23 protein-coding genes are annotated in these 18,884 nt (G+C 46.6%); 7 read left to right on the plus strand and 16 right to left on the minus strand.

What is annotated here, in order from left to right:
* Positions 1–34 precede the first annotated feature (34 nt).
* Both MHI30_RS17100 and ald read left to right on the plus strand, forming a co-directional pair.
* On the plus strand, positions 35–1,273 hold the full coding sequence (locus MHI30_RS17100; protein WP_048350244.1) for a PucR family transcriptional regulator: 1,239 nt from the start codon (positions 35–37) through the stop codon (positions 1,271–1,273).
* Between the two features lie 110 nt (positions 1,274–1,383).
* Positions 1,384–2,523 (plus strand): alanine dehydrogenase, encoded by a 1,140-nt coding sequence (ald, locus tag MHI30_RS17105; protein WP_050820796.1) that lies wholly within the window; start codon positions 1,384–1,386, stop codon positions 2,521–2,523.
* A gap of 52 nt (positions 2,524–2,575) precedes the next feature.
* Here the strand turns inward: ald and MHI30_RS17110 are convergent, their stop codons facing one another.
* Complete coding sequence (locus MHI30_RS17110) at positions 2,576–2,818, minus strand: hypothetical protein (RefSeq protein ID WP_075751298.1); 243 nt, start codon at positions 2,816–2,818, stop codon at positions 2,576–2,578.
* Positions 2,819–2,832: 14 nt separating this feature from the next.
* Positions 2,833–3,426, minus strand: a complete 594-nt coding sequence (locus MHI30_RS17115; protein ID WP_048350245.1) for a sulfite oxidase-like oxidoreductase — start codon at positions 3,424–3,426, stop codon at positions 2,833–2,835.
* A gap of 103 nt (positions 3,427–3,529) precedes the next feature.
* Between MHI30_RS17115 and MHI30_RS17120 the strand changes: the two genes are divergently transcribed.
* Complete coding sequence (locus MHI30_RS17120) at positions 3,530–4,126, plus strand: biotin transporter BioY (protein ID WP_075751299.1); 597 nt, start codon at positions 3,530–3,532, stop codon at positions 4,124–4,126.
* A gap of 78 nt (positions 4,127–4,204) precedes the next feature.
* Here the strand turns inward: MHI30_RS17120 and MHI30_RS17125 are convergent, their stop codons facing one another.
* Together MHI30_RS17125 and MHI30_RS17130 are read right to left on the minus strand one after the other, a co-directional pair.
* Positions 4,205–5,533 carry a Na+/H+ antiporter family protein gene (locus tag MHI30_RS17125; RefSeq protein WP_075751300.1) on the minus strand — a complete coding sequence of 443 codons (1,329 nt, stop codon included), beginning with the start codon at positions 5,531–5,533 and terminating at the stop codon, positions 4,205–4,207.
* A 151-nt stretch (positions 5,534–5,684) separates the two neighbouring features.
* The gene (locus tag MHI30_RS17130; protein WP_075751301.1) at positions 5,685–7,175 is read right to left on the minus strand and encodes a leucyl aminopeptidase; all 1,491 of its coding nucleotides are present in this window, start codon (positions 7,173–7,175) and stop codon (positions 5,685–5,687) included.
* A gap of 165 nt (positions 7,176–7,340) precedes the next feature.
* Here MHI30_RS17130 and MHI30_RS17135 point away from each other — a divergent pair, with 165 nt between their 5' ends.
* A complete protein-coding gene (locus MHI30_RS17135; RefSeq protein WP_003184918.1) occupies positions 7,341–7,817 on the plus strand; it encodes a divergent PAP2 family protein in 477 nt (158 codons plus the stop codon).
* Between the two features lie 43 nt (positions 7,818–7,860).
* Here MHI30_RS17135 and MHI30_RS17140 read toward each other — a convergent pair whose 3' ends face one another.
* From MHI30_RS17140 to MHI30_RS17155, 4 genes are all read right to left on the minus strand, one after another.
* The gene (locus tag MHI30_RS17140) at positions 7,861–8,526 is read right to left on the minus strand and encodes a 3D domain-containing protein (protein WP_277619867.1); all 666 of its coding nucleotides are present in this window, start codon (positions 8,524–8,526) and stop codon (positions 7,861–7,863) included.
* A 133-nt stretch (positions 8,527–8,659) separates the two neighbouring features.
* On the minus strand, positions 8,660–8,980 hold the full coding sequence (locus tag MHI30_RS17145; protein WP_011198260.1) for a YuiB family protein: 321 nt from the start codon (positions 8,978–8,980) through the stop codon (positions 8,660–8,662).
* Between the two features lie 74 nt (positions 8,981–9,054).
* Positions 9,055–9,183, minus strand: coding sequence for a YuiA family protein (locus MHI30_RS17150; RefSeq protein WP_003184925.1), 129 nt, complete (start codon positions 9,181–9,183; stop codon positions 9,055–9,057).
* A gap of 190 nt (positions 9,184–9,373) precedes the next feature.
* The gene (locus MHI30_RS17155) at positions 9,374–10,591 is read right to left on the minus strand and encodes an NAD(P)/FAD-dependent oxidoreductase (protein WP_026580067.1); all 1,218 of its coding nucleotides are present in this window, start codon (positions 10,589–10,591) and stop codon (positions 9,374–9,376) included.
* 357 nt (positions 10,592–10,948) lie between these two features.
* On the opposite strand from MHI30_RS17155, the gene yumC reads away from it, so the two are divergent.
* Entirely contained in the window at positions 10,949–11,947 is a 999-nt protein-coding gene (gene yumC, locus MHI30_RS17160) for a ferredoxin--NADP reductase 2 (protein ID WP_003184928.1), read from the plus strand.
* 34 nt (positions 11,948–11,981) lie between these two features.
* On the opposite strand, the gene MHI30_RS17165 is transcribed toward yumC, so the two are convergent.
* Positions 11,982–12,182: a hypothetical protein gene (locus MHI30_RS17165; protein WP_009329523.1), complete on the minus strand. Its 201-nt coding sequence runs from the start codon at positions 12,180–12,182 to the stop codon at positions 11,982–11,984.
* A gap of 142 nt (positions 12,183–12,324) precedes the next feature.
* Between MHI30_RS17165 and MHI30_RS17170 the strand changes: the two genes are divergently transcribed.
* Positions 12,325–12,549 carry a cold-shock protein gene (locus MHI30_RS17170; RefSeq protein WP_003184932.1) on the plus strand — a complete coding sequence of 75 codons (225 nt, stop codon included), beginning with the start codon at positions 12,325–12,327 and terminating at the stop codon, positions 12,547–12,549.
* A gap of 94 nt (positions 12,550–12,643) precedes the next feature.
* Here the strand turns inward: MHI30_RS17170 and MHI30_RS17175 are convergent, their stop codons facing one another.
* The 5 genes from MHI30_RS17175 to MHI30_RS17195 all read right to left on the minus strand — a co-directional run bounded on the left by MHI30_RS17175 (position 12,644) and on the right by MHI30_RS17195 (position 16,252).
* Entirely contained in the window at positions 12,644–13,123 is a 480-nt protein-coding gene (locus tag MHI30_RS17175; protein WP_011198262.1) for a GNAT family N-acetyltransferase, read from the minus strand.
* A gap of 95 nt (positions 13,124–13,218) precedes the next feature.
* On the minus strand, positions 13,219–13,584 hold the full coding sequence (locus MHI30_RS17180; protein ID WP_003184936.1) for an iron-sulfur cluster assembly accessory protein: 366 nt from the start codon (positions 13,582–13,584) through the stop codon (positions 13,219–13,221).
* A 74-nt stretch (positions 13,585–13,658) separates the two neighbouring features.
* The gene (gene dapF, locus MHI30_RS17185) at positions 13,659–14,516 is read right to left on the minus strand and encodes a diaminopimelate epimerase (RefSeq protein WP_009329524.1); all 858 of its coding nucleotides are present in this window, start codon (positions 14,514–14,516) and stop codon (positions 13,659–13,661) included.
* Positions 14,517–14,641: 125 nt separating this feature from the next.
* Positions 14,642–15,859 carry a NupC/NupG family nucleoside CNT transporter gene (locus MHI30_RS17190; RefSeq protein WP_075751302.1) on the minus strand — a complete coding sequence of 406 codons (1,218 nt, stop codon included), beginning with the start codon at positions 15,857–15,859 and terminating at the stop codon, positions 14,642–14,644.
* A gap of 156 nt (positions 15,860–16,015) precedes the next feature.
* Complete coding sequence (locus MHI30_RS17195) at positions 16,016–16,252, minus strand: YuzB family protein (RefSeq protein WP_003184941.1); 237 nt, start codon at positions 16,250–16,252, stop codon at positions 16,016–16,018.
* Positions 16,253–16,523: 271 nt separating this feature from the next.
* On the opposite strand from MHI30_RS17195, the gene MHI30_RS17200 reads away from it, so the two are divergent.
* Positions 16,524–17,591: an NAD(P)/FAD-dependent oxidoreductase gene (locus MHI30_RS17200; RefSeq protein WP_075751303.1), complete on the plus strand. Its 1,068-nt coding sequence runs from the start codon at positions 16,524–16,526 to the stop codon at positions 17,589–17,591.
* Between the two features lie 85 nt (positions 17,592–17,676).
* Here the strand turns inward: MHI30_RS17200 and MHI30_RS17205 are convergent, their stop codons facing one another.
* Together MHI30_RS17205 and MHI30_RS17210 are read right to left on the minus strand one after the other, a co-directional pair.
* The gene (locus MHI30_RS17205; RefSeq protein ID WP_075751304.1) at positions 17,677–18,048 is read right to left on the minus strand and encodes an iron chaperone; all 372 of its coding nucleotides are present in this window, start codon (positions 18,046–18,048) and stop codon (positions 17,677–17,679) included.
* 197 nt (positions 18,049–18,245) lie between these two features.
* On the minus strand, positions 18,246–18,839 hold the full coding sequence (locus MHI30_RS17210; RefSeq protein ID WP_075751305.1) for a dienelactone hydrolase family protein: 594 nt from the start codon (positions 18,837–18,839) through the stop codon (positions 18,246–18,248).
* Between the last annotated feature and the right edge of the window lie 45 nt (positions 18,840–18,884).

Consider the following 18,884-nt stretch of genomic DNA (forward strand, 5'->3'; position numbering starts at 1 on the left):
TTTTTCATGCAAACATAAAAAGTAGGGGTTTTTTATGAACAATCGAAACAATCCTTTTAAATATCAATATGACCGTTTAGAAGATGTGGCAGATCATATCAGCGAGGTGCTGGATTGTCCGATTACGATAGAAGACATCAATCACCGCCTCCTTGCTTACAGCACCCACAGCGACTACACGGACCCGGCGAGAACGTCAACAATCATCGGAAGGCGCGTGCCGGAAAAAGTCATCAACAAGCTTTGGAAGGATGGAACGATTCCCGCCTTGATGAAAACCGACGAACCGATCAGGGTCGAGCAAATCGATGAAGTCGGCTTGTCGAGCCGCGTGGCGATATCAATCTGGAAAAACAGCGAGGTTATCGGTTTTATCTGGGCGCTGGAAAGCCAAAAAACGCTGTCGGAAGACGAGCTTCACCTTTTGAAGCTGGCCGCGGATTCCGTAAAGAACAAGCTGCTGCCTTATCAAGTCCGAAAAAGAAAAAATGAACAGCGCAGTCAGGAATTTTTCTGGAAGCTTTTGACCGGGCACATTTCGGAAGATCAGGAAATCTCCGACGGCTTTCACCAGCTTGGTATCGGAGTTCCTTCAACTTATTCGGTCATCATCATCCGGCTGAAAGACGAAATCGAAGAAAAAACCGAAAAGCAGCTCCATTACTTGCTGGAAACGACGCAGCAGGTGCAAATCCTTCTGGCTACTATCGACTATAATGAGCTGATTGTCCTCGCTTCGCCAAAAACGGGGCAAAAAGGGCAGCCGTTCAATGATTTAAAGCAATTTGCCGCAAATATACAAAAGCAGCTTGAAGAGCGCTATAAACTGAATAACTGCACGATCGCGATCGGCGGAATGTACAGCTTGATCACCCTTGTGCACCAGTCTTATCAGGAAGCGCTCTCGGCGCTGAAGGTCAAGGAGCGTTTTCCCGATGAGACAAGGCAGCTCGTCAGCTTTTCAGAGCTCGGCATCTATCAGTATCTCGACGTGCTAAGCGAAAAACGGAAACATGCAAGCTATCCAAACTATTCTTTAATGCAGCTTGAAGCATATGATAAAGAGCACCACTCCAATCTTGTCGAGACGCTTGAACAGTTCATCGAATGCGACAGCAACGTCAACACCGCCGCAAAAAAGCTGAACATTCACGTCAACACGCTGAATTACAGGCTGAAACGCATCAGCAAAATCGCCGAAATCGATTTAAAGAACATCAATGAAAAATTTACGATTTATCTTGAAATCAAGCTTCGCAACATGCATTTGTGAAATTCCACAAATGCATGTTTTTTTATTTTTCGATTCAAACAAAGAAAATTCTAAAAAGTCAGTATAAACTAAAGCAACAGCATTTTTACAGAAAAAGGAGGAATGATCGGATGATTATCGGCGTACCGAAAGAAATCAAAAACAATGAAAACCGTGTTGCCTTGACTCCCGGTGCGGCTTCTCAATTGATCGCGGCAGGACACCGCGTCATCATGGAAAAAGACGCGGGGACTGGAAGCGGGTTTGAAAATGAGGATTACGTCTCAGTCGGAGCGGAGATCTCCGAACAGGCGAAAGCCGTCTGGGAAGCGGCTGATATGGTGATGAAAGTCAAAGAGCCGCTCCCTGAAGAATACCCGTATTTTAGAGAAGGTCTCATCTTGTTCACCTATCTGCATCTGGCCGCAGAGCCTTCCCTGGCTGAAGCATTAAAGCAAAAAGGCGTGACAGCCATTGCCTATGAAACGGTCAGCGACGGCCGCTCCCTTCCTTTGCTGACGCCGATGTCAGAGGTAGCCGGGCGGATGGCCGCTCAAATCGGCGCGCAGTTCCTTGAAAAGCCGAAAGGCGGAAAAGGCATACTACTGGCCGGTGTACCCGGAGTCGCGCGCGGGAAAGTGACGATCATCGGCGGAGGCGTTGTCGGCACAAATGCGGCAAAAATCGCGGCGGGCCTCGGAGCCGATGTGACGATGATCGATTTAAGCGCGGAACGTCTGCGCCAGCTTGATGATCAATTCGGCAACCAAATCAAAACATTGATGTCCAATCCGGTCAACATCGCCGATGCCGTAGCGGAAGCCGACCTCCTCATCTGCGCGGTTCTGATCCCGGGTGCCAAAGCGCCGACTTTAGTGACGGAAGAGATGGTCAAACAGATGAAACCGGGCTCTGTGATCGTTGACGTCGCAATCGATCAAGGCGGCATCGTCGAGACGGTGGATCACATCACAACCCACGACAATCCGACCTATGTCAAACACGGAATCGTCCATTACGCCGTTGCCAACATGCCGGGCGCCGTTCCGCGGACATCCACAGTCGCACTGACGAATGTAACGGTTCCGTACGCGCTTGAAATCGCAAATAAGGGCGCGGAAAAAGCGATACTTGAAAACCGAGCGCTAAAAGCCGGCGTAAACACAGCAAACGGCCATATCACTTATGAAGCCGTAGCCAGGGACTTAAACTATGATTACGTTCCGGCAGAGCTTGCGATCGAAAATTCGTCGTCAGCTGCCGGCGCCTAGCATCAAAAAGACAGAGCCTCAGGAAATATCTCCGAGACTCTGTCTTTTCCTATTATTCCGTTTTCCGCCAATCCTGAAACAACTTTGCCGCGATTGCAGAAACAGGGATCGCCGCAAACAGAACGATTCCCCACAGCGTCCTGTTTGAGGAATCGCAGGCTGCGGCAAACAGCAGCAAAACCGCCGCAGCTGTCAGCGCTAATAAAACAGCAAAAGCCTTTTTCTTGAATGATGCGATAAAAAGCCAAAAACAGACGGTCAGCATGAAAAATATGAGCAGCTGTACGAAAAACATTTCATTCTCCCCCGCTAATCAAAGCTGTACCTTTCTTCTTTCCAAGGATTTCCCCTCATATGGTAGCCGTTTTTCTCCCAAAAGCCCGGATGGTTTTCCTTTGTAAACTGAATGCCCCTCAGCCATTTGGCGCTTTTCCAAAAATACAGATGCGGCATGACCGCTCTGAGCGGAAAACCGTGCTCCGGCGTGAGCGGGGCGCCGTTGTGGGAATGGGCCAAAAGAGACGAGTCCTTTAAGAAGTCTTCGAGCGGAACATTCGTCGTCCAGCCTTCCTCTGCATGCAAAATGACAAATTTGGCTTCCGGAAGCGGCTTTACTCTTTCAGCGATCTCCCTTGTTTTGATCCCTTCCCAGACATTATCGAGCCTGGACCAGCCTGTTACACAATGAATGTCATTGGACACTTCGCTTTGCGGCATGTCATGCAGATCATTCAAAGTCAGCAGGAGCGGCTGTTCGACAAGTCCGTAAACTTGCAAATTCCATTTTGACAGGTCTTCGTATTCCGGAACATCGCCTGCATGAAGAACAGGAAAAGATGTCGTGACATTTTGGTTTGGAGGCACCCTGTCGGACTTGTGCGCTTTTGTTTTTCCAAAAAACACGAAAGAACCTCCTTTGTTAACTTTGGTTAAAAAGTGGTTGACAAACTATTTTACGATCTCTTACGATAAGGTTGTGGTGAATCACTGAGGAGGAACAAAGCTCATGAATAAAAAGAAACTTCGCGCCGCTGATATGGCGCTTGTCGGAATGTTTGCCGCCCTGATGGGGATCGGCGCTAATATCACTTCGTTTGCCCCGTTTCTGCAAATCGGCGGTATTCCGCTTACGATGCAGCCTTTCTTTTGTCTGCTTGCCGGGCTTCTGCTCGGCCGCAAATTAGGTGCGCTGTCCATGATCGTCTATGCGTTAGTCGGCTTTGCAGGCACTCCTGTATTCGCTTCTTTTTCAGGCGGTATTTCCGTTCTTTTCAAAGGAAGCGCCGGATTTATTCTATCCTACATTCCTGCCGCATATGCCGCGGGCTGGATCACGGACAAAGTATCACAACCGAAAACAGGCCATTTTTTCACAGCTTCATTGATCGGTACACTGATCATTTATCTGATTGGCGTCAATTATACGTATCTCGCGTTTTCAACTTGGCTCAATACACCGTTGTCTTATTCAGCCGTTTGGAAGATGATGGCCTGGTTCTTCGTGAAAGACTTGGCATTCTCCGTTCTGCTCGCCGCGCTCGCCTCAAAGGTTTTCCGGGCCGTTCAAAAAGGCGCAGGCTTCAGAAGAAACCCGACTTATTAATAAAGAGCCGGCGGTGCGGTTCTCTTTTTATTTTACCAAACATAGAAAAAAATTCCCCTCAAAGCGAGGGGAATTTTTTTAAAGAACAATCGCCGCGATCCAGCCAAACAAAATCAGCGGAATATTATAAAAGATGAATGTCGGAACACAAGTGTCCCAAATGTGGTGGTGCTGTCCGTCTGCATTTAAGCCGGATGTCGGGCCAAGCGTGCTGTCGCTCGCAGGTGAACCGGCGTCTCCGAGAGCCGCCGCCGTTCCGATAATGGCGATGGTCGCCATCGGACTGAAGCCAAGCTGCATGCAAAGCGGCACAAATATCGTTGCGATAATCGGAATCGTCGCAAATGATGAACCGATCCCCATTGTAATCAATAAACCGACAATCAGCATCAGCAATGCGCCGATCAATTGATTATTGCTGATGAAACCGGTTGACGCTTCAACAAGAGCTTTGACATCGCCCGTTTTCTCAAGCACATTGGCAAAACCGGCTGCAGCCAGCATCACAAATCCAATAAACGCCATCATGTTCATGCCGTTTGTGATCAATTCGTCCGCTTCGCCGCGCTTCATCGCTCCGCTTAAAAACAAGACTGTCAAACCGCTGAGCGCGCCGAAGATCATTCCGTCGACGTCTAAACTCTGAGACAAATAAAGCTGTACGCTTAGTGATACAGCGATGGCCAAACCGGCAATCGAAAGGCTTTTTTTCGTATAAACCGCCGATTTTTGACCGGCGATTTCCTTCATTTCGTATGTGCGCGGTTTGCGGTACACAAAAACAGCGGCAGCCAAACCGGCAATCATCCCGGCGATCGGGATGATCATGGCGATCGGAATATCAGCCAATGTGACCGAAAGACCGGCGTCTTTCATATTGTCTTTCAAAATCCCCTGGAAAATCTGGCCGAAGCCGACGGGAAGCAAAATATACGGAGCTGTCAGTCCGAATGTCATCGCACACGCAATCAGGCGGCGGTCCACTTGCAGCTCATTCAAAATTTTCAATAACGGCGGAATTAAAACAGGGATAAATGCGATATGAACTGGAACGATATTTTGAGACATACAAGAAATGATTAAAATCACGAAGACGATCAGCGCTTTTGAAAGGGTTTTGCGCCTTGCATCGCCTTCTTTGCCGATCAGCTTGACAGCAGCTTCAACCATGGCATCAGGAAGACCCGTTTTCGTCAAAGCGACCGCAAATGCGCCGAGAAGCGCGTAACTGACAGCGACGGTTGCGTTCCCTCCGAGTCCTTCCGTGAATATGCTGACCGTCTGGCCGAGGCCGAGACCGCCCGTCAGACCTCCGGCAAGTGCGCCCACAATCAAGGCAAGAACAACATTGACCCGCAGCAGGCTTAATATAAGCATGACAATAACAGCAATCACAACTGCATTCATATTTGAAACCTCCGAACAAACGCTTTAGTTTGCTAATGTAGTAGATAATTAAAGTAATGAACGTATAGTACCACATATTTTATGAATGCGTCAATGAGGCTCCTCTGTATTTTCCATAAAAAAATCCCCTTCTGTCAAAGGGGATAAAAGCCTACAATTGATCTGAAAACCGCTCGACAAACGTGACAAGCGTCCTTACCATCACGCCTGTTCCGCCTTTCGGTCCAAAGCATGAGCTTTGAGCTGTCGTTGCCGTTCCGGCGATGTCAAGGTGAACCCATGGCGTCCGCTCGGCGAATTCGCCGAGGAACGTTCCGGCCATAATCGCATGGCCTTCCCTGCCCGGTGAATTGTTAAGATCGGCCATTTGGCTGTTTTTCACTCTTTTTTTGTCTTTTTCTGTAATCGGAAGCTGCCAAATCGCTTCTCCCGCTTCTTCAGCCGCCTGTCTCACCTGCTGATAAAGCGGATCATGATTTGTCATCGCGCCCGTCGTTTCCGTTCCCAGAGCTACGACGACACCTCCGGTCAGTGTCGCGACATCGATCAACACGGAAGCTCCGTGGTGCTTCGCATATGTCAGTCCGTCAGCGAGCGCCAGCCTTCCTTCGGCGTCCGTATTCAAGATCTCAATCGTCTTGCCGCTCAAGGAAACGATGACATCGTCCGGCTTCATTGCGCTTCCCGAAATCATGTTATCAGTCGACGGGATCACGGCAAGCACGTTTTGTTCCGGCCTTAATTCTCCGATGGCTTCCATCGCTCCCAAAACGCTGGCGGCTCCGCCCATATCTGACTTCATGCCGACAATGCCGCTCTTCGTCTTAATCGAATAGCCGCCGGTATCAAACGTGATCCCTTTGCCGACTAACCCGATGACATCATCCCATGTTTCTTTTCCCTGATATTTTAAGACGATCATTTTCGGCGGCTCTTCTGATCCTTGGTTGACCGCGAGGAGACCGCCCATCCCGAGCTCTTCCATTTCAGCCTTTTCGAGAATTTCACATTCAAATTCGTATTTTGCTGCCAATTCAGCGGCGTATGACGCGAGATCCGCCGCTGTCAGCATGTTCCCCGGCATGTTCACGAGGGTTCTCGCCGAATTCGTCGCATTTCCGTACACCTGCCCGACGTGCAAACTCGCCTGAATTTCTTTCAGGTCATGGTCTGTCAAAACATAGACGCTTTGCAGGCATTGATCAGGCACATTTGCTCTGTGCTTGTAATCCTGCACTTCATAGCATGACAGCATGCACGATTCAGCCAATGCATGCGCGGCGTCAGCGGCTGGGACCTCTTCAGATACGAAGCTGTCGAGCATGACGGTTAACTCCTGCTTTCGATCTTTGTGAATCTGCTGAACAGCTTCGGCAAAGCACTGCTTCGCATCCTCGAAGGTAAATTCCGCTTCACGGCCCAATCCGACGATATAGATGCGTTTGACTCCCTGAAGGGAAGGGGTAAATATTTTAGACACTTTCGTTTTTTTGGAAGATACATCCCCGTCTTTCAGCAGCTGAGAAAGCTGGCCGTCCAAAAGGCGGTCGATTTCTTCCGCCTTCCCGTACAGCCGGCTTTTTTTAAACAGTCCGATTAAAAGTGTTTCTTTTTTTTCGAAGTCTTTAAAGGCATAAAACATGCGTTCACAGCTCCTTATCAGCAAAGTGAGTAAAATTGAAACAACAATGTTATAATAGGAAAAACATTTTTCCCCGTTGGGGTTTCATATTATATATTTTAGCAAATAACTGCGTGCTTTTTTGAATTCATCTCTATTTTCTTTATAGAAAGGATGTTCTGCAAAATGGAAATCCTCACAAACTTTCCTTTACTGGCGAGCTTTGCCGCGATCTTTTTCGCTCAGTTTATCAAGGTTCCCATTTACTTTGTCGTCTCGAAAAAATGGGATTGGCGGCTCGTCACAAGCACTGGCGGAATGCCGAGCTCACACTCAGCAGCCGTTACGGCGCTTTCAACCGGCGTGGCTCTTGATCACGGGATGGATTCTTCTTTGTTCGCCGTTTCCGCAATATTCGCCGTTATTACGATGTTTGATGCAACCGGAGTGAGAAGACATGCCGGAGAACAAGCAACAGTGATCAACCGGCTTGTCCGCGATTTCAACCGCTTTGTCAACGAAGCGAAAGATTTCCCTAAAAGTCATCAGGAAGAAAAACAGAAGAAGCTGAAGGAACTGCTCGGCCATCAGCCGATTGAAGTGTTTTTCGGCGGTTTGACCGGCATTGCCCTGACGCTGCTTCTCGATTATTTATTGATGTAGAGCAAAAAAACGTTTAAGACGCACAGGTCTTAAACGTTTTTTCTTATTCTTTCGCCATTTTATATTTTTGTCTGAATACTTGCATCGATTTATTTTCATTCAGCTTCAAGAGATCCTCTTCGGTAATGGTGCCGTTTCCTTTCTTAATGACATAAACATCAAGTGTTTTTTTGCCCCACTCTTTATAAACGTCCTCAACCGTCTCATAGTACAAATCGAGCCGGTTCCCTTTAATGGCTGATCCGGTATCCGCAACAACGCCATAGCCGTAGTCCGGTATGAACAATATCGTGCCGATCGGAAAGACCGACGGGTCGGCAGCAACGGTTGAATATAAATCTCTTTTGACTTTGACTCCCGAATATGTAATCCCGTAATCTGGATGATGAGGCTGTTTTCCCGTCGATTCCGCCCCTGCTGTATATCCGGTCGCGGTGACTTTTTGCTTCGGATACTTGGTCCAGTCAAAGGCATCTTCAAGCGATTTCGGTTTGTTTTTAATTTGTTCTGCGGCAGACAGAGACGTTTTTTCCGCTTTTTCTTTCGGAAGTGATTTAAAGGTGAGCATCAGCTGTTTCAAGGACAGATCGCGTTCTTTCGCCCAGCTGGATATGTCCTGTGCTTCCACGCCTGAAACGGCAAAGAAGGTCGTCATAAAAGCAAGGACAAACAAAACTGTCATCAAGAAACGCCGGAACATTGTCATCACTTTTCTCAAATCTTCCACTCCTCTCACCATCTAGTTGTTTCCAAGCGGAAACAGAAATATTCAGATGGCGGAAAAGTTTTGAGAAAAGTGAAAAAATTAAATCCAAAAAACCCTCTCCCTTGAAGAAGAAGGCTTAAAACATTTGATATCCCCTTTTTCGCAGCGCTTTAATCGTAACGCCCGACAACAGGGCCCCGGCCATTCCGCTGGCTAAAATGATGATATCGGCAGCAGCCAATGAAGCCACTCTGTCAAAAAGGCCGGAAAATGCCTCTCCCGGCGCCTCTACATAGCGAATAAGCTTTTCTTTATTCACAATGAAAAGGCATACAATTGGATAAATGACAGCCATGATCCATGACATCCTGAGCAGCATATTCAGCAGAAAACCGATACCGAAAAACAGGACGAAAAATAAGACAACTGAAATGATGACAACTGGTAAACTAATCAAAGCCTCCACCCCCAATTCACCTCTTTTAGTGTACATTGGGGAAGGAACTTGAGTCAATCATTGGAAAGCGGCGATCAGCGGTCTTTTCCCGTTCCCTTGCAGTTGCTGCACGTTTCCGAACCGCCAAGCAGAAGCTGAAAATAGCCTTTTCCCGAACAGAAAGTACAGGTTGATTCAAGGCGATGGGTTGACGTCGTCTTCATTAGATACACACCTTTTTTCTTAATTTTCTGATAATATATCATGAACATTGTCAATAATAAAGTCAGAAAATATAACAGATCATTTGATGTAAGCGCTTAAAAACTAAGCTTTCTTCCTTTTTCTTTCGTTTTTGAAGTTTTTAACCCCGAATAAAAAGCCCGCAGCTTCCGCTGCAGGCTTTGATTCTGATTAGAAAAATTTAAACTTTCCTTTTTTCAGAACAAGCCCCGGCCCGCCGATCAGGAACAGCGAGCGGTTGTCGATGATTTTTTTCATCATGGACGCCGTCGTTCCCGTCATCTTTCTCCCGAATGCGACGCCGATTGCATCATGTTCGCCGAGAGAAGCGACAGAGCCTTTATTATCGAATGAGAACGTTTCCGTTTCTTTGCCGTGAATCAGTGCGGCCAGATTGTTTGCGCACGTTTCGCCCTGCTGCATGGAAATCTGCGCAGTCGGCGGATAAGGCCTTTCGGTTTCTTCATTTATGATCAGCGAGCAGTCTCCGATAACAAATATATCATCATGGCCTTCAACACGCAGATCAGGTTTTACCTTCACACGGCCGCGCATGTTTTCAAAGCCTGATTCTTCTATGATCGGGTTGCCGCGGACACCTGCGGCCCATACGACAGTGCCTGCTTTGATTTCTTCGGTCTGATCGTCTTTTCCGCAAATGATTCCGTCAGGCGTGCATTCTTTCACAGCCGTGCCGATTTTGAATTCAACGCCCTTTCCTTCAAGGTAGTTGACCGCATAATCGACAAGCTCCGGATCAAAGCCCGGGAGAACGGACGGCGCGGCTTCCACGCATATTAAACGAACCTGCTGGCGGTCGATATCGTATTCGCGGCACAGCTCAGGAATGCGGTTGCCCAATTCGCCCAAAAATTCAATGCCGGTAAAACCCGCTCCTCCGACAACGATCGTCAGGCGTTCCGGGCGCTTCTCGGCTTCTGTATTATACGTTGCAAACTGATATTCAATGTGCTCGCGAAGCTGCCGGGACGAATTGATGTTTGAAATGGAGAAAGCATACTCTTTCAATCCAGAAATTCCGAAAGTTTCAGGGACGGCCCCCAGCGCCACGACAAGATAGTCGTAACTAAGCTCGCCGGTTTCAAGGACGACTTTCTTTCCTTCTTTATCGATTTTCTTTACCGTATCCTGAACGAAATTGACACGGGATGTATTGATGACATCTTTAATTTGGTAGCGGCATCTGTCATGATGAAGCGTACCTGCGCTCGCTTCGTGCATCCAGGTTGTCTCATAATGATAATTGTGCTTGTTGACAAGCGTAACATCCGCTTCATTGACGCCGATTTTTTTAACAAGTCTCGTCACGGTCATTAATCCACCATAACCTGCACCTAATACTACTACTTTTGGCTTATTCAACGGAATCACATCCACCTTTTCTGTATTTTACTGCTAAGCCGGATTAAAAATAGCCTTTGGGTTATCTTCTGCCGGCTTCAGGCTTTTTATGAAAAAAAGTTTGTGAAACCCTTCACTTTAGTTTGCCGAACAACGGAATGTTTTTCGGCTGTGCGTCGAAAAATATTCACGAATCTTTAACAAATTGTTCACAACTACATCATAGCCGCTCGCTTTTGCTTTTTCAAGGTTAAATATGCTCGGGCGGCAGACTTTAGATCAGACAGTAATATTTTCCGCGCCTAAAAAAACAGACGCGCTCGTATTTATTTTATGTGATATGATATCATTAAGAACAATTTTCATTTAGGGGGCATTATTTTCATGCGTGAAGACACAAAAGTATATGACATCACAATTATCGGGGGCGGCCCTGTCGGCTTGTTTACCGCATTTTACGGCGGAATGCGGCAAGCGAGCGTCAAAATTATTGAAAGCCTGCCGCAGCTCGGCGGTCAGCTGTCCGCTTTGTATCCCGAAAAATACATATACGATGTAGCCGGGTTCCCTAAAATCCGCGCTCAGGAGCTGGTCGACAATTTAAAAGAGCAAATGGCGAAATTCGATCAGACCGTTTGTTTGGAACAAGCCGTCGAAAGCGTTGAAAAACAAGCAGACGGTATTTTCAAACTCGTCACCAACAAAGAAATCCACTATTCTAAAACGGTGATTATTACAGCCGGAAACGGAGCATTCCAGCCGAGAAAGCTCGAGCTTGAATCTGCGGCACAATTCGAGAATGCAAACCTTCATTACTTTATAGATGATCTGAATCAATTTGCGGGCAAGCGCGTTGCGGTATTGGGCGGCGGCGACTCCGCCGTCGACTGGGCGCTCATGCTGGAACCGATCGCAAAAGAGGTGTCAATTATTCATCGCCGCGATAAATTCCGCGCACACGAGCACAGCGTCGAAAACTTGCGCAATTCTAAAGTCAATGTATTGACACCGTTTGTTCCGACCGAGCTGATCGGCAGCGAGCGAATCGAACAGATCGTCATTGAGGAAGTGAAAGGCGAGAGAAAAGAAATCATCGATGTCGACGATGTGATCGTCAACTTCGGTTTTGTTTCATCTCTCGGACCAATCAAAAACTGGGGGCTTGAAATCGAGAAAAATTCGATCGTCGTCAAGTCCACAATGGAAACGAACATCGAGGGATTCTATGCAGCCGGCGATATCTGCACATATGAAGGGAAAGTCAAGCTGATTGCGAGCGGATTTGGTGAAGCGCCGACCGCTGTCAACAATGCAAAAGCTTATATGGATCCTAAAGCGCGTGTGCAGCCGCTGCACTCTACAAGCATGTTTGAAAACAAATAAAAATGAAAAGGAGCCTGACACCGGCTCCTTTTCATTATATGATATTCAAATATGAGAAGATCGTTCCCAATATCAGCACAATTGTTAAGATGCCGACGACTCCCGCCGCAGTCAAGACAATCCGGTCCGTAATTTTCTGTGATTTTGGAAGCGGTTTTTCGCATCCGCATGCCTCGCAGACTTTTGAATCGTACGGCGTAAGCCCGCCGCAGCTTCTGCAGTTGATTTTTTCCATGGTTGAACCCCTTTTCTTTACTGGGCTTGGACACTAAATAAACCTGTCCAGTATAGAATAACAAATTGACGAATAGAATGTCTTAAGATTCACAAAATATTCTTAAATGAACTCCAAAAAACCCTTGTTAGGAAGTGACGATATGTCTTACTACAACAATCGCAATCAAGAGCCTCTGCCAAAGGAAGATATCAGTACGTGGGAATGTACGGCTGAGGACTGCAACGGATGGATGAGAAAAAATTTCACGAGCAGCGACCGCCCTTTATGCCCTCTGTGCAACAAGGAAATGATAAGCGGAAGCCGCTATATCACCTCTATCACCAACAACACGAGCAATCTGAATCGCATCTTTAACCAGAAATAAACACGGTTGTGTTCCGGAAGCCCATTGCAAAAACCTTGCTCAACACTTTGAGCGGGGTGGCTGCATTGCTCCTCTTCGCGAAGAAGCAGAAAAACTATGCTAAATCTTTCACCAATAGAATCTCATCCCGAATCGGAATGCCGTTATCAGCGACAAAGGGAATTTCCGGCTTTACTTTTCTTGCTTTGTCAACTGCGTTTACATACAACTCGGCCAAAGTATAGCCCCTCTTTTGATAAAACATAAGCGCCCGCATATTATCGTTCGTCGTGATCAGTTTAATCGATTTACACTGTTTTCGCTTTGAAACACGCTCCACTTCTTGTAAAAGGAGTGAGCCGATCCCTTTGTTTTCGACAACACTGTCCAAAGAGACGACTTCACATTCGTTTCCAGCGATGAAGTACGTAATCAAGCCTTTAATGTCGCTTTTTTCATCTGTTACAGCGAATCCTTCCAATTCATCGCAGCGGAATGTTCCGTGTGAATTGACCATTTCCGGACTTCCCCAATGTGTATGAAAAAACGCGGTAACGTCCGCTTTTGACAAGGCGTGCGTTGATACGAGTTTCATTTCTTTTTCCCCCAGACCATAATAAAACGCCTTTTCATCACGATGAAGCATCGAGATGAAAGGCGTTTTTTTCATTGCATATCGTTGACCTTATGTCAGCACTCTTCAGGCTTCCCCGCATTCGCTGCGGTTCTGAATGATGATCCGCAGCCGCATGAAGCGATGGCGTTTGGATTATCGATGGTGAAGCCTCCGCCCATCATCGATTGTTTAAAATCAATGACCGTACCGTTCATGATATCCAGACTTTCTTGGTCTACAAGCACTGTGATTCCATGCTGGACGAATTCATTGTCGTCTTCGTTTTTTTCATGTTCAAAACCCATGCCGTATGACAGGCCGCTGCATCCGCCGCCTTTTACTCCGATTCTCAAAAATGCGTTCTCCTCTTCATGCTCTTTCATCATATCCTTGATATGAAGAGCAGCCGCTTCCGTAACCGTGACCGTTTTTTCGCTCATGAGATTACACCTCCTAAAAGCTCATGTGTACCTTTATTATAAAGTCGCACGTCCGATTTCTCAAACAGACCGACTTATGATATAAAAAACTCGCCTTCACATACCGTTTCAGCGGGTCCCGTCATCATGACGCGTCCGTCGTTTTTCCAATTAATGATCAAATCGCCGCCGGCGAGATGGACGGTAATGTCCGTGTCCCGTTTGGAATAGCCGTTGAGCACCGAACTCACTGCGGCTGCGCAGGCGCCTGTTCCGCAAGCCTGGGTAATTCCTGATCCCCTTTCCCAAACGCGGAAATGGAGTTCATTTTCGTTTTCAACTTCAACAAATTCTACATTAACCCCTTCCGGAAACCTTTCATCTTTTTCAATGAGCGGTCCCATCGTCGTCAGCGGGGCTTTTTCAATATCGTCTAAATAAAAGACGATGTGGGGATTGCCCATGGATACAGCGGTACCCTTCATTTCACGGCCGCCGAATATCATCTTTTCATTGATCGTCTCTGAACCCTGTTCACCCCGCATCGGCATATCTGATTTGAGAAGTCGCGGTTCGCCCATATCGACCGTAGCCGATACAACTTTTCCTTCATCCACCTCAACCTGAGCCTTTACCAAGCCTGAAAGGGTTTCAATTAAAAAGGACGTTTCCTCTACCAGTTTATGTTCATACGCGTATTTTGCAACGCAGCGCAAACCGTTTCCGCAGTTTTTGCCTTCAGATCCGTCGCTGTTGAAAATCCGCATTTTAACCGGCGCTCGATCTGAAGGACAGATCAGAATCATTCCGTCTGAACCGATTCCGGTGTAAACGGAAGACACTTTGACGGCCAAATCCGACAACAGCTCCTCAGGGAGATGTTCTTCAAACTGATTGACGTATATATAGCTGTTTCCTAAGCCGTGCATTTTAGTAAAACGAAAAGAATTCATAGCCGCCTCCACATTTTTTTCTTTCTTCTAGTATAAAAGCTGAAAGGGATGGATACAATATGGCTATCCCCCGTTTTTCATACATAAAAGCTCCCTGCATTCATTTGCAGGGAGCTTTTATCATGTTATCCGATAAACATTCCGGCGATCGCCGCGCTTAAAAGGTTGGCCAATGTTCCGGCCGCAACGGCTTTCAAGCCGAGACGGGCGATATCGGAACGGCGGTTCGGCGCCATTCCTCCAAGTCCTCCAAGCAAAATCGCCACAGAAGACAAGTTTGCGAAACCGCACAGCGCAAAGCTGATAATCGAAGCTGTTTTGACGGAAAGCTGATCAAACATCGGAGCAAAATTGGAATAAGCGACAAATTCGTTCAGAACGAGCTTTTGACCGATAAAGCTTCCGGCCTGGACCGCTTCATCCCATGGCACGCCGATGACAAAGGCGAGCGGGGCAAATACATAGCCGAGAATATATTCGAGTGAAAGGTCTTTAAAGCCGAACCATCCGCCGACTCCTCCAAGAATTCCGTTTAAAACGGCAATCAAAGCAACAAAAGCAAGCAGCATCGCGCCGACATTCAACGCAAGAGAGAGACCCGTTGATGCCCCTTTTGCCGCGGCATCGATGACATTTGCTGCGTCTTCGTCTTCAGCCATTTGAATATCTTTTTCTTCAATTTTCGGTTTTTCCGTTTCGGGAATGAGCATTTTTGCCATAATCAAGCCCGCAGGTGCGGCCATAAAGCTCGCTGCAAGCAAATATTCGAGAGGAACCCCGAGAAGGGCGTAACCGAACAAAACAGAACCGGCCACTGATGCGAGTCCGCCTGTCATAACGGCAAACAGCTCCGACTTTGTTAAGTTTGCAATAAACGGCTTAATCACAAGCGGCGCTTCAGTTTGTCCGACAAAGATATTGGCAGCTGCAGAAAGAGATTCCGTTTTGCTTGTTCCAAGCAGTTTTGCCAATCCGCCGCCGATAAAGCGGATGATGACTTGCATGATCCGTAAGTGGTAAAGAACCGCAATCAGCGATGAAAAGAAGATGATAACAGGAAGAACGCTTAAAGCGAAGGCAGCGCTGTCGCCTACTTGCAAGAGAGGCCCAAAGAGAAAGCTGATTCCTTCATTCGCATAATTGACGAGATGCTGAACGGCTTTCGTAAACGAAAGAAACACTTCCCGCCCCATTTCCCATTTGAGAACGATGAATCCGAACAGGAGCTGGATCGCCAAACCGATTAAAATCGTTCTTATGTTAATTTTACTCTTATGCTCAGAAAGCAGAAAAGCAATCGCGAAAATCGCCAGAATACCAAGAAGTCCCCATAAAATGTTCATGACCACACCTCTTATTATTTTTTAAACTTTTATTAAGATAACAATTAATGATTGGCCTGTCCACAAAAATTTTTAAGAATTTTTTCTCTTTTTATGTAAACCCTTTCAAACAAAGGCTTTGCATGAAAAAACGAGATCACCAAGATGACCCCGTTTTTAAATAAGTTCATTTTCATCAATGAACTTGTATATATTTTCGACCAATTCAGCCGGATTATTCGCTGTCACCATTTCTCCGTTTACAAGAGCATACATGGTCTGCATGCATTGTCCGCAGTAACTCAGGCAGCCGTATTCGACGACGTCCAGATTCGGATCTTTCTCCAATATTTCTTTTGCTTCCTGAGAACCTTGGGCAAGATTGCTGACGCAAAACTCAACGATTGGAAACACTTTATTTCACCTCACATCGCTTTTTTATCGTACCCTATTTACGTTTCAATAGTCAAAGTTTAAGGCTGAGGAATAAAGCATTTGTAACATATTAATACCTTAAAGGGTTTTACTAATTATCGATTCAAAGCGGATATGTAGGTTATTTTCCCGAGAAATATTGTGATTTTACATCAAATTAGATATAATTCTAGAGGGTATTTACATAGTTTTTTAATTTTGCAATGAAAAAGGTTAGTTTCTTAATCTGAGGGGAAAAGGGGAATTACCAATGAGAAATTTAGTCTTGCTCGGCGGCGGGTACGGAAATATGCGGATCATTCATCGTTTGCTGCCTAACCAGCTGCCAGATGATGTGATGATCACTTTAATCGACAAAAACCCTTACCATTGTTTAAAAACGGAGTACTACGCACTGGCTGCGGGGACGATTTCCGATCATCATATCAGAGTGTCCTTCCCGGATCACCCGAAGTTAAAGATTGAATACGGGACGATTTCATCTGTTGATTTGGAAGGGAAAAAAGTTTTGTTTCATGACAGGGAGCCGATATCTTATGATGACGCCGTCATCGGACTCGGCTGTGAAGATAAATATCACAACGTTCCCGGTGCGCCTGAACATACCTACAGCATTCAGACAATTGATCAATCACGCAGCACGTACCAGGCGCTCAACAATTTAAATGCGGAAGCCACCGTTGCGATCGTCGGGGCAGGACTGAGCGGCGTTGAGCTTGCGAGCGAGCTGAGGGAAAGCCGAAAAGATTTGAACATCGTCCTTTTTGACCGGGGAGAATTAATTTTGTCGAGCTTCCCGAAGCGTTTGAGCAAATATGTTCAAAGCTGGTTTGAAGAGCACGGCGTCAAGATTATCAATTGCGCCAACATCACAAAGGTGGAAGAAGGCATCGTCTATAATCATGACGACCCGATACAAGCTGACGCCATCGTCTGGACAGCGGGGATACAGCCGAACCAAATCGTTCGGGATCTCGATGTGGAAAAAGATCCACAAGGGCGCGTCGTCCTGACGCCGCACCATAACCTGCCGGGAGACGAACACGTGTATGTTGTCGGCGACTGCGCAAGCCTGCCTCACGCGCCGAGCGCACAGCTGGCCGAAGCTCAGGCGGAACAAATCGTCCAAGTGCTTGAACTGCGCTGGAAAGGCGAACCTCTTCCTGAAACGATGCCGAAATTCAAGCTGAAAGGCGTGCTCGGTTCACTCGGCAAAAAAGCCGGCTTCGGTTTAGTCGCCGAACGGCCGTTGATCGGCAGAGTGCCTCGCCTGCTGAAATCGGGCTTGCTGTGGATGTATAAGCATCATAACGGGTAAGATTGCGTGAAACCTTAGCGTTTTAGAACAGCAGCGTTTTTAATTAGGGGCGCTCTCTCGCCTTCATGAGAGAACGCCCTTATTTTTATTTCCGCCAAAAAGTTGAACAGTCCGCCTTATCATCAATATTAAACTCGATCATTTTTTTAAGTAATGAGAAATCAAACGGACGATCCCACCGGAAACGGACAAGCTGCTTCGTATGATCATAGCCGGCCTGCACGATTTCTTCAGAAAAACGATCAATTCCCGCGCTTTCAGGGGCAACAGCCAAGTGATTTTTCGCTGTGCTGAAACCGATAATAAAAGTGCCGTGATCGGTAAACATAGGCTGATTCCAGGCGATTTTCGGCGTTAAATTTGGAAATGTCTCCGCTGTCCAACTCAACACTTCCTCCATCCGGGCCCGATGTTCCGGGTGATCAATTCCCTCTAAATATTCTGCAAAAGCTTCCATGTTGTTCCCTCCTAAAATTACAATGATGTTAGAACTTTGTTTCTTAAATGAAGCTTTTGTAAGAAGTCTATCCTTGGAACAGTTTAGTTCGAATTCCCTCAGATAAGATTTTACTCAAAAAAGCCCCCTTGTCATCGGCGAGCTTTCTTGAATTGAGCGTCATACCTATTATACCGTTTCCATGCCTGTCCCGCTTTTTATAAAGCTATTAAAAACTCCATCATCATTTCATAAGCAATTTGCGAGGACTGCCGGTTGTATTTTACGGAATACGGGTCGCTAAATCCATGCTCTCCCTTCAGCTTCACCGTTTTGACATTCTTTGATTCCAATTGGGACATACATGAGCCAACGTCAAAGGACTGCTCTTTTTCAGGGAAAAAAAGCAGTGCCGGACACGAAGGCGATATGTTCAGATAGTCCCTTATCCGGGAGCCGTAGTATCCGGCGATCCTATCGACACGCTCATCTTCGCCGCAGAGCCAGGCAGCGGTTGCTCCGACGCTGAACCCGAGTAAGATGATCTTGCGATATTGACGATCCAGCTTGGATATGATTGTATTTATTTTGCGCAAAACGCCGGGAAAACCGACGTTTTCCATAAAAAAAAGATAAGCCGCTTTTTCTTCAGCGTAATCAAACGGTTGATCCCGATTTAACAAATTGGGGCAAATAACATCAAAGCCCTGCTCAGCTATCAATCGGCAAACATCGTGCATGTGCCGGTTAATCCCGTATATTTCGTGCAGCACGATAACCGCTGTATCGGATTTATTTTGAATATGTATCATGTTCTGACTCCTTGTCTCTCATTGCTGCATAAAAAAAGGGCGCCG

The sequence above is a fragment of the Bacillus sp. FSL L8-0528 genome (genome assembly GCF_038593085.1).
Taxonomy (GTDB): Bacteria; Bacillota; Bacilli; order Bacillales; family Bacillaceae; genus Bacillus; species Bacillus paralicheniformis.